At 43.1% G+C, this 13,225-nt stretch carries 12 protein-coding genes; all 12 read left to right on the forward strand.

What is annotated here, in order from left to right:
- Position 1: 1 nt before the first annotated feature.
- The 12 genes from HUW51_RS10630 (at position 2) to uvrB (ending at position 13,177) form a co-directional block, all read left to right on the forward strand.
- Positions 2-757, forward strand: a complete 756-nt coding sequence (locus HUW51_RS10630) for a tyrosine-protein phosphatase (protein ID WP_228466998.1) — start codon at positions 2-4, stop codon at positions 755-757.
- Between the two features lie 23 nt (positions 758-780).
- Complete coding sequence (locus HUW51_RS10635) at positions 781-1,761, forward strand: NAD-dependent epimerase/dehydratase family protein (RefSeq protein ID WP_185274011.1); 981 nt, start codon at positions 781-783, stop codon at positions 1,759-1,761.
- Positions 1,762-1,842: 81 nt separating this feature from the next.
- The gene (locus tag HUW51_RS10640; RefSeq protein ID WP_185274012.1) at positions 1,843-3,240 is read left to right on the forward strand and encodes a tetratricopeptide repeat protein; all 1,398 of its coding nucleotides are present in this window, start codon (positions 1,843-1,845) and stop codon (positions 3,238-3,240) included.
- 168 nt (positions 3,241-3,408) lie between these two features.
- On the forward strand, positions 3,409-4,185 hold the full coding sequence (locus HUW51_RS10645; protein ID WP_185274013.1) for a phosphosulfolactate synthase: 777 nt from the start codon (positions 3,409-3,411) through the stop codon (positions 4,183-4,185).
- A 93-nt stretch (positions 4,186-4,278) separates the two neighbouring features.
- Positions 4,279-4,956, forward strand: coding sequence for a DedA family protein (locus HUW51_RS10650; RefSeq protein ID WP_185274014.1), 678 nt, complete (start codon positions 4,279-4,281; stop codon positions 4,954-4,956).
- Between the two features lie 65 nt (positions 4,957-5,021).
- A complete protein-coding gene (locus tag HUW51_RS10655) occupies positions 5,022-5,756 on the forward strand; it encodes a shikimate dehydrogenase family protein (RefSeq protein ID WP_185274015.1) in 735 nt (244 codons plus the stop codon).
- A gap of 415 nt (positions 5,757-6,171) precedes the next feature.
- Positions 6,172-6,747: an RNA polymerase sigma factor gene (locus HUW51_RS10660; RefSeq protein ID WP_185274016.1), complete on the forward strand. Its 576-nt coding sequence runs from the start codon at positions 6,172-6,174 to the stop codon at positions 6,745-6,747.
- Positions 6,728-8,374: a hypothetical protein gene (locus HUW51_RS10665; protein ID WP_185274017.1), complete on the forward strand. Its 1,647-nt coding sequence runs from the start codon at positions 6,728-6,730 to the stop codon at positions 8,372-8,374. The genes HUW51_RS10660 and HUW51_RS10665 overlap by 20 nt, the downstream gene beginning before the upstream one ends.
- A gap of 220 nt (positions 8,375-8,594) precedes the next feature.
- Positions 8,595-9,098 carry a hypothetical protein gene (locus tag HUW51_RS10670; RefSeq protein ID WP_185274018.1) on the forward strand — a complete coding sequence of 168 codons (504 nt, stop codon included), beginning with the start codon at positions 8,595-8,597 and terminating at the stop codon, positions 9,096-9,098.
- Positions 9,095-9,454 carry a hypothetical protein gene (locus tag HUW51_RS10675; protein ID WP_185274019.1) on the forward strand — a complete coding sequence of 120 codons (360 nt, stop codon included), beginning with the start codon at positions 9,095-9,097 and terminating at the stop codon, positions 9,452-9,454. Before HUW51_RS10670 ends, HUW51_RS10675 begins: the two co-directional genes overlap by 4 nt.
- 329 nt (positions 9,455-9,783) lie before the next feature.
- Positions 9,784-10,863 carry a transporter family protein gene (locus HUW51_RS10680; protein WP_185274020.1) on the forward strand — a complete coding sequence of 360 codons (1,080 nt, stop codon included), beginning with the start codon at positions 9,784-9,786 and terminating at the stop codon, positions 10,861-10,863.
- A gap of 289 nt (positions 10,864-11,152) precedes the next feature.
- Complete coding sequence (gene uvrB, locus HUW51_RS10685; protein WP_185274021.1) at positions 11,153-13,177, forward strand: excinuclease ABC subunit UvrB; 2,025 nt, start codon at positions 11,153-11,155, stop codon at positions 13,175-13,177.
- The last annotated feature ends 48 nt before the right edge of the window (positions 13,178-13,225 follow it).

The raw sequence follows: 13,225 nt of genomic DNA on the forward strand, positions 1-13,225 counted from the left end.
TATGGCTTCTTTCCTGAAGAGGCTGTTCCGGAGTAACGCTCCTGCACCTAAATCTGCTGATTTTTTAAATTTTTTAGGTACCGACATGCATGCCCACCTGTTACCGGGCCTGGATGATGGCGCTGAATCTATGTCGCAAGCTTTAGCTATGGTCCGGCAAATGCAGCAACTAGGTTATCAGAAGCTTATCTTAACGCCGCACATAATGGGCGATTTTTATAAAAATACTCCCGCCGGTATTAAGGCTACCTTAACCGCCTTGCAAACTGCCGTACAGCAAGAACAAATACCCGTAGAACTTGAATGTGCTGCGGAGTATTATTTAGACGAATGGTTTGTGCAAAAAATAGAAGAAAAAGAACCTTTATTGTCTTTTGGAGCTAATTATGTACTTATCGAAACGTCGTACATTAACGAGCCCATGCGTTTTCAGGATATTATTTTTCAGATAAAAAGTAACGGCTATAAACCAGTACTGGCTCACCCGGAACGTTATTCGTATTTATTTAATCGCTGGAACCACCTGGTAGAGTGGCACGAAAACGAAGTATTGTTTCAAGTAAATTTAAATTCGCTAACGGGGTATTACGGTTCAGAGTCTAAGCGAATAGCCACCAAATTAGTGGAACATAAATTGATAGATTTTGTAGGAACCGATGCGCACAGCGAAAAGCACATTCAATTTCTGCAAAAATTACCCGCAACTGCTGCGTTCAAAAAATTGCAGCAGTTACCTTTGCGTAATCAAACTTTATGATTTCTCTAATTTAATTTTATTCTATGGTTTTTGTTACGGGTAGCAGTGGTTTAATTGGGTCTTACCTGTTAGCACAACTATTAGAACAAGGCCACCTGGTAAAGGCTTTGGTGCGCTCCCAACCAAATAGTAATCAGTTACAACATATTAATCTGCAATACATCGTCGGCGATATTCTGGATGTAAGCGTATTGCAACAAGCCATTGCGGATAACGATTACGTATTTCATTGTGCCGGCCTGGTGTCGTATGCGCCGCAAGATGCCGACTTATTAAAGCAAATAAATGTAGAGGGTACGGCTAATGTGGTAAATACCTGTTTAGCTCGGCAAGGGGTAAAATTATGCCACGTAAGCTCGGTAGCCGCTATTGGTCAGCAAAAAGGAGCTAGTATTCTGGACGAAACTGCCAAGTGGGACCCCAATGCCGAAGTTTCGGTATACGCCAGTTCTAAATATTTTGCCGAATTAGAAGTATGGCGCGGCGTAGCCGAAGGTTTGGCCGCTGTAATTGTGAACCCTTCGGTAATTTTGGGACCGGCCGACTGGACCCGCAGCAGCACGCAATTATTTAAATATGTATTTAACCAAAACGCCTTTTATACCGGCGGATATATTAATTTTGTAGATGTACGGGATGTAGTGGCCAGCATGTTGGCTTTAACGTTTTCGGAAATAAGCGGCGAGCGGTTTATTTTAAACGCGGGCCAGGTGGTATACAAAGATTTTTTTAAAAAAGTGGCTGATTATTTAAACCGAAAACCACCCGGTATTAAAGTGCCCGGCGCTTTAACCGAAATAATCTGGCGGTTAGAAAGTTTACGTTCTTTTTTTACCGGCAAACGGCCTCTAATAACCAAAGATACAGCCCGTATTGCCAAAAAGAACTACTTGTACGCCAACACCAAAATATCAAAACAATTAGCTTTTACCTTTAAAACCCTCGAAGAAACCTTAAATTGGAGTTGCCAGGAGTTAAGGCTAAAATACCAGTTACCCGTATAATACTTTATTATTCTAAAACTATTTAAGTCTGCAAATTGTCATATAAGATGCATTGATATGCAGGTAAACCTATATTAGTAAATGAACGAAAATTCTGAAGAAAGAAACGAAGAGTTGGGTATAATAAAAAAATTTGAAGCCATGGTTTCGCGGAATGAAACCGTGTTTTTTGATTTATCTGATTTTGAATTCATAATTGATCATTATACCACCAGTTTTAATTATACCAAAGCTTTGCAAGCCTGCGAAGCAGCTTTAAACCAATATCCGTTTTCTACGGAATTGCTGATTGATAAATCGCAGTTATTAGCCATGGCCGGCAATTTTGCCGAAGCCATTGATATGATTGATCAAGTAGCGCTCCTGGATCCGGATAATGCCGATGTGCTGGTAACCCGGGGTGTAATTCATACCCAAAAAGGCGAATACCAGGCGGCAATCGATTATTTTAAGCAAGTAGTGGAGGCCCATCCCGAGCGGGACGATGTATTTTTTAATATTGGATTAACCTACCAAACCTGGGGCAAGTTTAAAGCTGCCGCTAAGTACTATAAAAAGTGCTTGCAAATAAATCCGGAGAACGAAATGGCCATTCAGGAAATTCTGTACTGCCTGGATATTACCGGTAGTTTAGAAGGTTGTTTGCCGTTTTTGCAGGAGTTTATCGACCGTGATCCGTATTCCCATACCGCCTGGTTTAACATGGGCTTGCTGCAATATAAATTAGCCGATTTCGAGAAGGCGCTAGCCGCTTTTGAGTACGCCACTATAATTAAATCCGATTTTACCGAAGCATTTAATCACTTAGGAAATACGTACGTGGGGTTAGGCGAATTTAGCAAAGCCATTGAAGCTTTTACCACGGCTTCAACCCTGGATCCGGAATCTTCGGAGATTGTGTGTAACATTGGCGAGTGTTACGAAAAGTTACGTCAGTGGGATTTGTCGCGGAAGTATTACCAAAAAGCCATTGATTTAAACCCCGAAATGGATGAGGCTTGGTTTGGTATCGGGATTATTCTGAATGCCCAGGATAAATGGTTCGAAGCCTTGCATTTTTTTAGAAAAGCCGCTACTATTTACCCCGATAGCGCTGATTATTGGGTTGCTTTAGCCGCTGCGGAGTTTAACGTGGGCAACATTGTGTCTAGCCTGGAGTGCTACGAAAAAGCCAGTGTACTGGCGCCCACTAATAAAGATATCTGGTTAAACTGGTCGATTATTTTATACGACCAAGGTAATTTTGAAGGGGCTATTGATTTGATTCATAATGCATTGGAGTTGCAGCCTGATGCCGCCGAGCTGCACTATCGGTTATGCGCTTACCTGCTTTCTGCAGGAAAATATAAAGAAGCGTATAATTATTTAGAAAATGCATTAATTTTGGACTTCGATAAGCATTACTTACTTTTTGAGTATTTCCCGGAACTGGAGTCGCAGCGAGCCTTGGCCCGGTTAATAGATCAGTACCGCAAGTAAGAGTGCCGAAGGGTTGAATGGCTATTATTGTTGAATGGGAAAATAGCCGAATTGCAAAGGAATTTTAAAAAACGGCTCACAAGCTTGGTAAAAAATTCTGCTGCATGCCAAATAATTCAACCAATTAATGCTTAATCCAGCCATTCAACATTCAGACAATCTAAATTAATGAACTATCATCTTAGTCATTTGCCCGAAAGGGACACTAAACCCCGCGAAAAAGGATGTACCATGGCCATGGATAAAGGCCTTAGCATTCGGGAGGTAGAGGATTTTATTGAAGTAGCCGGCGAATACGTAGATTTGGTGAAACTCGGGTGGGCTACTTCGTACGTAGTTCCTAATTTAAAACGCAAGCTGGAAGTTTACCGCGAAGCCGGTTTGCCGGTTTATTTTGGCGGTACGCTCTTCGAAGCTTTTATTATCCGTAACCAGTTTGATGAGTACCGCCGCTTGCTGGATTCTTTCGGGATGACGATTGCGGAAGTATCGGATGGGTCTATTGAGTTGAATCATGATCAGAAATGCGAGTACATCCGCGCCTTATCCAGCCAGGTAACCGTATTATCGGAGGTTGGTTCCAAAGACGACCAGAAAATCATTCCGCCTTACAAATGGATTAGTTTAATGCAGGCCGAGTTAGATGCCGGCTCCTGGAAGGTAATCGGTGAGGCCCGCGAAGGAGGTACCGTGGGTTTGTTCCGGTCGACGGGCGAAGTACGCAGCGGTTTGGTAGAAGAAATTCTGACTAAAATTCCTTTTGAAAAAATTATCTGGGAAGCTCCGCAGAAAGAACAACAAGTGTGGTTTATTAAATTGCTGGGGGCTAACGTAAACCTGGGTAATATTGCCCCCAACGAAGTTATTCCGCTGGAAACCATCCGGTTGGGCATTCGGGGCGATACTTTTATGGATTTTTTAAATTTAGAAGAAATTAAAAAATAAAAATTGCCAAAGAGTTACCTATTCGGTGACTCTTTTTTATATCGGTTAAATTAAAATGTATTTTGTTTATTAGGGTTGCCTTACTTTGTACCTATGGAGCTGTTGCACAACTTTATTGATTTCTTTTTGCATCTGGACGTTCATTTGTCGGAGATAATCCGGGACTACGGAGTTTGGGCTTACTTAATTTTATTTCTAATAATTTTTGTGGAAACTGGCTTGGTAGTAATGCCGTTTTTGCCCGGCGACTCGTTGTTGTTTGCGGCCGGGGCTTTTGCGGCTCCGCAATTATTAGATAATGGCCAAACCATAGCTGGCCCTTTTAATATTTATTATTTAGTTATTTTACTCTTTATAGCGGCTTTCCTGGGCGATATGCTTAATTTCCATATTGGCGATTACCTGGGGCCTAAAGTGTTCCGGCGCGATTATAAATTATTAAAACGCGAACACTTACTAAAAACGCAAAATTTCTACGAAAAACACGGTGCCAAAACCATTATTATCGCCCGGTTTATTCCAATCATCCGCACGTTTGCGCCGTTTATTGCCGGCGTGGGTACCATGCGGTATTCCCGGTTTATGGCTTACAATATAATTGGCGGGTTTCTGTGGGTTACGGGCTTTTTGATAGCCGGCTATTTATTCGGAAATATTCCGGCCGTGAAAAAGAATTTTACTTTAGTAGTTTTTGCCATTATCGGGGTTTCTATTTTGCCGCCGCTCTACGAAGTTGTAAAACAAAAATTTTTTTCAAAAAAAGTAGCTTAGCCGCTTTATCTACTTAAAATTTAAAGCAAAATCATTCCCCGGAAAAGCGCAAAACAGGCATTTTCATGAAAGAATACGGACTTATTGGCTTTCCATTGAGCCATTCTTTTTCGCAGAAATACTTTACCGAAAAATTTAAAAATAGTGGCATAACCGATTGCCGATACGAGCTGTTTGAGTTAAGCGATATAAACCAATTTCCGAACTTAATTCAAAGCCGACCTTTGCTGCGCGGTATTAACGTAACCATTCCGTACAAACAAGCCATTATTCCCTTTCTGGATGAATTAGAAACCGTAGCCGCCGGCATTGGCGCCATTAACGTAATTAAATTTGAGAATGGTAAACTAAAAGGCTATAATTCCGATTACCAGGGTTTTATGCAGTCGCTGCAAAACTTTTATCCAATTAACGCGCAATCGCAGGCGCTGGTATTGGGTACGGGCGGCGCAGCTAAAGCGGTAACTGCGGCCCTGGATCATTTGGGTATAGCCTATAAACAAGTTTCGCGGAATCCGGCAATTAATCAGTTAAACTACGAACAACTTACGCCCGAGGTACTCCAACAATATCCGCTGATTATTAATACTACGCCCTTAGGTACTTATCCCCGGGTAGATACGGCGCCCCCCATCCGGTACGAAGCTTTGTCGGCGCAGCATTACCTCTACGACTTAGTGTATAACCCCGCCGAAACAGAGTTTTTGAAGCGCGGCAAAGCAGCGGAGGCACAAATCAAAAACGGTTACGAGATGCTCGTGTTGCAAGCCGAAGTAGCCTGGCAAATCTGGAACAGTTAATTAATTCACTTTTCACCCGGAAAGTAAATAGCAGAAATTTAAAAATTTAAAAAATCCGGATAGTACAACGGCCGAATTTTAATTTAGAAGCTGTTTAGCCTTAATAAAAATAGAGACAACCTTCGCCTTTGAGGAGGGGCCACAACCAAAACAGGATAGCGCCACAAAATACTACTCCTAAAAGCTTCTAGTTGGTGCCTTTAATTATTAGATTTTAGAATGCTAAACAGCTTTATAAATATTTTGTAGTCTTGCCTAATTTTTTTAAAACACTTCTTTTAGCCGATTAAACCATTCTTTAGCAGTATCTTAGTATCTGTAATTAGATTATTTTTAAATTTTTTTATTTGCGTGCAACCAACGGCAGACCATCGGGGTCATGTTGGTGTTGCAGCCTTAAAGGATCCTATTTCGATTGAAACTTTTTACGCGCCATTTATCTGAAGACGATGAACTGATTGCCGGGTGCATTGCCGGCAAACGGGACATGCAGCGGCGGCTATACGACAAGTATGCCGCTCGGATGATGGCGGTATGCCTGCGGTATTCCCGCACCAGTTTTGAAGCTGAAGATGTGTTGCAGGAAGGTTTTGTGAAAGTGTTTGGCAACATCCAGAATTTTAAACGTGATTGCCCGATAGAGTTCTGGATCCGGAAAATTATGGTGAATACGGCTTTAAAACACCACCGGCAAAAAATGCACGTAAGTTCGGTGGCCGAAGTAGAGCAGGTAGAAAATCAGCCGGAAGAAGAATTTATTTTTTCGAATTACGGCTTCGAAGAATTACTGGCCATGGTGCAGCAGTTGGCGCCCCGCTACCAATTGGTTTTTAACTTATACGCCATCGAAGGATTTACGCACAAAGAAATTGCCGCCCAACTAGATATTTCGGAAGGTACTTCCAAATCGCAGTATTCGCGGGCACGGGCAATTTTAAAAGAAATGATTGAATTGAAAGAACGAAAATACAATGAAAAAATCATCAGATAACACGAACCGGCCTCGTAAGCTGGAGGAGGTTTTCCGGGATGGTTTTGAGCCAGCCGAGGTAAACCCCCGGGCTAGTACCTGGCACCACATTGAGCAAGAACTGGAAGTGCAGCAAGCCAGCTATTATAAAAAGCGCCTGGTTTGGTACCGTAGCGTAGCCGCGGCCAGTGTTTCTTTGTTGTTGGTAACCTTGGGTTATTTTTGGTACGATGCCCAAACTCGTCACCAGTTTAATGTGCCTGCCGCCACAAACAATACCGTGGTGCAAAATAATACTACCCAAAATACCGAAAGTGTAGCAAGCGCTAACCAAAATACTACTTCGGAAGAAGCAAAAATTTTAAAAAAATCGCCAGTTTATGAATCGTTGGTAAGGCAAACGCCACCAGCAGCCCAACTGGCCCGGTCTGTTAACCGTAAAAATAAAAAAAACAACTTACCAAATACCGAATCAAACCCAGAGCAAATAGCAAAAACGCCGTTTCAATCTCCGGACCGGTTTTTTGGTTTCGCCAACAGAAATAAAATAACAGATAAAACCGCTGCCGAAAAAACGACTGTTGGCGATAATAACGCTATCGTTCCGGAAAATATATTGGCGGCAAACCCGGCGCAAACCGCAACCGTGCCTGCTTTACCCACTGATTCGGCTACCGTTTTAGTTGCTAAAAACGAACCAACATTAAAAACCGATAGTGCTGGCGTATTTACGGCGGCGCTAATGCCAGAAGAAACTAAAAAGAAATCTGTTGGCTCGCGGTGGGCTTTAGGTGGCGGTACGGGCTCCCAGTACTTCGAGCAGAATATTAAGTTTGATAACGGACCTGGTTTGGCATCGGCCAGCAATCTGCAAGCCTATAGTTTTTCCAACGTTGCCCGAAATTCTATAACTAACACGGTGGAAGCCGCCAGTGAAGAATTTAACGAAAATACGCAATCTGCTTTTTCGTTTAGAGCGGCCATAGGGGCTAATTACCGCATCAACGATAAATGGAGCATCGAAACCGGACTAAATTACGCCGAAAATAAAGCTCAGACTTTAACTTCATACATTATTTACAAACGCCCTGCGGCTTTAAATGATTTCGCTAACATTAAACCCGAAAATGCTTTTGTACATGATAATTCTAATAATTTAAATTCCGACGTAACCATACCAGTTACTATTTTTCTAGCCCGGTTAACCGATACGGATTTATCTAATGCCCAGGTAACCGTAGACAAAGTTGAGCCTTTTAACATGTATTACCGGTATCGGCAGTTAGGCGTGCCTGTGCGGATGCGTTACCAACAGGGGCGGGGCAAGTGGTTTAATTTTGTGCAGGCCGGGGGCGCTGTTAACGTTTTGCTGCAAACCAGTATCTTATCTGATTCGCCCAAAGTACCAGCCGTAGAATATTCCCTTGGCCATTCTTCGCCCTTCCGAAAATGGTATTTTACCGGCTTAGGTTCCGTAGGTCGCGGATTAAAAATATCGGAGGTGTGGCAAGTACAAGGCAGTCTGGATTTAGCTTATAGCTTCTCCACCTTAGCCTTAAGCCCGGATCAAGTACCTAATTTAAAGCAGCAAAAGCCTTATTACGTGGGGTTTGGGGTAAGCAGCAGTTATGTGATCGGGAAAAAGTAATTTTTTAAAATTTCCTGATTTTCAATAAATCACTAAAACAAGACTGGTAAGTAACAGAAGCTTAAACATGTTTTGCCATGCAGTTGCCAACTAAACAAAAGAATTTTTCTTCGGGATGGTTTGAGTTTTACATGCCGGCTTTGGGGTGGCTGCTGCTGAGTTTGATGCTCTTATTATCGGTGCTGTTGAGTTAAAAAAGGTAAATTTTAAAATTTTTGGTATGAAGCAGGCCCATGTATTTTGGTTAATTATTTGGTCTTTCTTGGCCTTTGCCTGCGATACCGAAACCGGTAAAAAAGCGGATTCGCCGCATCTTGCCTTTTACACCTTAGAAAATCAAAATACCATCAACCCGGGTTGCGAGCTAGATGTAGCCACGGCCCGCGAAAAAGATAAAATTATTGCGAACGATGAAGTGCTTTCTTACCACGCGGCAGAGCATTATTTTATTTTAACGGCCGCGGCAGTTAATCGCTTAAAAAATATAAAGAGCCAAACGCCTTTTTACCTGAAAGTGGATAACCAGGTAGTTTACTCCGGATTTTTAATGCCGGGTTATTTAAGTCTGGCTTGTTTTGATAAAGTTGTTATTGATCCGTTGGCTTATAATAATATTATTTGGGTGCGCTACGATTACGCCAACGCGGGCAAACCCACCAACGATTTCCGGAACAATGCTACTTTATTAGAGGTGCTGCAAAAACAAGGAAAGTTAGAAAAATGAACCGGGCATTAATAAAAGCAACACTGGTATTGGGGTTAGTAAGTCTGCTTACCAACTGTACCAAAAACGACTCGGCCGAACTAATTAGCGGCCAGGTTATTTGCCGGGGAGGTTGTTGGCCCAATGCTTATTACGTTAATGTAAAAGGCGAAAAATTAAAAGGTAAAACCCATACCGTAATCGATTATAATGGCGTAAACCGGGGGCAGTATAATAACGTGCTTATAATAAATAATTTAAAAATCAGCGATCAGCAGGAGGGCAAAAATATCTTTTTTAAAAATTACCTAGATACCGAAGTGAGTTGCCAATCGTCGTACCCTCGGGCCATCCGCGAAATTGAAATTACCTACTAAGTATGCGATTTTTAAAATTTTAACTAACTGGTAGTTATCAAATACAAAATTACATTTACCTGCTTGGCAATTGTTTATCAATAGCTTAATCTTTATATCAGGTAAATAATAGATATCTTACACTATACTAAACTCTACTAAGCCTACTCCTTTTCTGGTGTGGGTTTTTTTATTTATATGTCAACTTTCCTGGAATTAAGATTTTTTAAAATAACTTATTCCGGTTCTGTATTACGCTAATCTGCGCCAATAACTTAATCATCAATTATTTAATTTGAAATATTATCTTTAAACCTATATTTTTTTAATCTACCCTAAAAAGTCTACCTATGAAAAAAACTTTACTCGTAACTTGTTTGGTTGTATTTTCTTACTTACAAGTAAAGGCCCAGGGCTGCGTGGCTATCCGGAGCACCGGAGGCTTATGCACCATGACCGCTCACCCCGACAGCATGGCCGAAGCAGGTAGTTGGGTGCTGGCAACTAACAGCCGTTATTTTAAATCGTTTCGCCACTTTAAAGGTCGCGAAGAACAAAAAGAACGCCTGGAACTGGGCACCGAAGTAATCAACCACCAGTTCGCGCTGGATATTTCTTTAACCCGCCACCTTAACCGGTTTTGGTCGGTAATGGTAGATGTGCCGTTGCTGTACAATTCCCGGTCGTCGTTGTACGAACACGGTCGGGCCGAACGCGGCATGATGCATTCTTCGGGCATTGGCGATGTACGCCTGGCGGCTTACCGCTGGTTAGTAGATCCGGCGAAACACCACAAAGGTAACATTCAGGTGGGCTTAGGTTTAAAACTACCAACTGGCGATTACGATTACAAAGATTATTGGCAAAACGTAGGGCCGAATGGTACCAAGGAACTGCGCACCGTGGATCAGTCTATTCAGTTAGGTGATGGCGGCACCGGTATTTCGGCGGAATTAAATGCATTTTACTCCCTTACGCCCGGCTTGGGCGTTTACGGTAATTTTTACTACCTGGCAAATCCGCGGGAACAAAATGGCGTGCGCACCTACCGCGAGATGGTAAGCCTTACTTTAGCTAACGAAAGCATTATGAGCGTGCCGGACCAGTACATGGGGCGGGCCGGGTTAAATTATTCGTATCGGAGTTTGATTTTATCCGCGGGCATGCGCTTAGAAGGCATACCGGTGTACGATCTGATTGGCGGCAGCGGCGATTTCCGGCGGCCGGGTTATATTTGGTCAGCGGAGCCGGGTTTAACCTACCAGTTTAAAAAAGTGAATTTGTTTGCTACCGTGCCAGTGGCCTTAGTGCGTAACCGTACCCAAAGCGTGACCGATAAAGAAAATTCCGTGATCCGGCAAACTTTTGTGCAAGGCGATGCGGCTTTCTCGGATTACACTGTTAACGTTGGCTTTTCGGTAAGGTTGTAACTAAATCAAATTTTTAAAAATTTAAAAAAAGCCATTCCGGAAGAATGGCTTTTTTGCTTAATTCTTATAGCGTAGCCTTTAAATTTTGCTTATAAACCGATACCGGCAGAATAGTTAAAAAATAGTTTAGATTCACCCGTAAAAGATCAGAAATGGGGTATAAATTCGTTCTATAAAACAGCTATTTTAGCGTTGCCAAACCCGACTTTTCTCCCATTTATTCCGGAAGCTTCGCAACTCTACGGGGTTATAAATTGTTATAATCTGTTACTAAAATTTAAAAAATCTGATGGATTTTAAATTAACTTCAGAATTTAAACCTACCGGCGATCAGCCGAAAGCCATTTCTCAATTAGTAGAGGGGGTGCAGAACGGCGAACCGGCGCAAGTGCTTTTGGGGGCTACTGGTACCGGTAAAACTTTTACCGTGGCCAACGTTATTCAGCAGGTGCAACGACCGGCTTTGGTGTTGTGCCACAACAAAACGCTAGCGGCACAGTTATACGGCGAGTTTAAGCAGTTCTTTCCGCAAAATGCGGTAGAGTACTTTATTTCTTATTACGATTACTACCAGCCCGAAGCTTACATTGCGGCATCCAATACTTTTATTGAAAAAGACTTAGCCATTAACGAAGAAATCGAAAAGCTGCGGTTGCACTGCACTTCTTCGTTGTTATCAGGGCGGCGCGATATTATTGTGGTGGCTTCGGTGTCGTGTATTTACGGTATCGGTAACCCCGAAGAATTTGGGAAAAACGTGATTTACCTGCAACCCGGTCGTAAGTTTAGCCGCAACCAGTTGTTGTACCAGTTTGTGCAAATTTTGTACAGCCGCACCGAGGTAGAGTTTACCCGGGGCACGTTCCGGGTGAAGGGCGATACCGTAGATATTTTCCCGGCTTACGCCGATTATGCGTATCGCATTTATTTTTTCGGCGACGAAATTGAATCCATTCAGCGCATTGATCCGGCTTCGGGTAAAAAAATCGCCGAAGAAGATCAGATTGCTTTATATCCGGCCAACTTGTTTGTTACCGGCCAGGATGTAATGCAGCAAGCCATCCGCGAAATCCAGTTTGATTTGGTAGCCCAGCACGATTACTTTTTAAAAGAAAGTCGCGACGAAGAAGCCAAACGCATTAAAGAACGTACCGAGTTCGACCTAGAAATGATCCGGGAATTGGGTTATTGCTCCGGCATTGAGAACTACTCGCGGTATTTTGACCGGCGTACCCCGGGAGCCCGGCCTTTCTGTTTACTGGATTATTTTCCGGAAGATTATTTAATGGTAATCGACGAAAGTCACGTAACTACGCCGCAAGTGCGGGCCATGTGGGGCGGCGACCGTTCCCGGAAAACCGCTCTGGTAGAATGGGGATTCCGGCTACCATCGGCGATGGATAACCGGCCTCTTACTTTTAACGAGTTTGAGTCGATGATGCGCCAAACCATTTTTGTAAGCGCTACGCCCGGCGATTACGAATTGCAGAAATCCGGTGGGGTAGTGGTAGAGCAAATTATCCGGCCAACTGGTTTATTGGATCCGGAAATTGAAGTGCGGCCGAGCATCAACCAGGTAGATGATTTGCTCGACGAAATTGACGAGCGCATTAAAATGGGCGACCGCATACTGGTAACCACGCTCACCAAGCGTATGGCCGAGGAGCTTTCTAAATACATGGAGAAACTCAACATTAAAGTAAAATACATTCACTCCGAGATTAAATCCCTGGACCGGGTGGAGATTTTACGGGAATTGCGCCTGGGCCACATCGACGTGTTAATTGGGGTAAACTTGCTGCGCGAAGGTTTGGATTTACCGGAAGTTTCGTTGGTGGCGGTGCTGGATGCGGATAAAGAAGGTTTCTTGCGCGATCAACGGTCTTTAATTCAAACTACTGGTCGTGCCGCGCGGAACAGCCAGGGCAAAGTAATTATGTACGCCGACCGCATGACTGGTTCGATGCAACGTACCATCGACGAAACCAATCGCCGGCGGGCCGTGCAAATGGCTTACAACGAAGCGCATGGCATTACGCCAACTACGGTACGCAAATCAAAAGAAGAAATATTTGAGCAAACCGCCGTAGCCGATGCCCGGCCTATGCCAAAAGTGTACGCGGGCCCTGCGGAAGTATCTATTGCGGCAGAACCGGTTATTCAGTACATGAAGCGCGAAGAGCTCGAAAAACTGATTAAGAAAACCGAAAAGCAAATGGAGGCTGCGGCCAAAGACCTCGACTTTTTGCAAGCTGCTAAGCACCGCGACGAACTCGCGGAGTTGCGTAAAATGCTGAAGAATAAACGGGATTAAAAAACAAAAAGCCTTCTTCGAAACCAGAAGGCTTTTTGTTTAATTTGG

Origin of the sequence: Adhaeribacter swui (assembly GCF_014217805.1) — a bacterium.
In the GTDB taxonomy this organism is placed as follows: Bacteria; Bacteroidota; Bacteroidia; order Cytophagales; family Hymenobacteraceae; genus Adhaeribacter; species Adhaeribacter swui.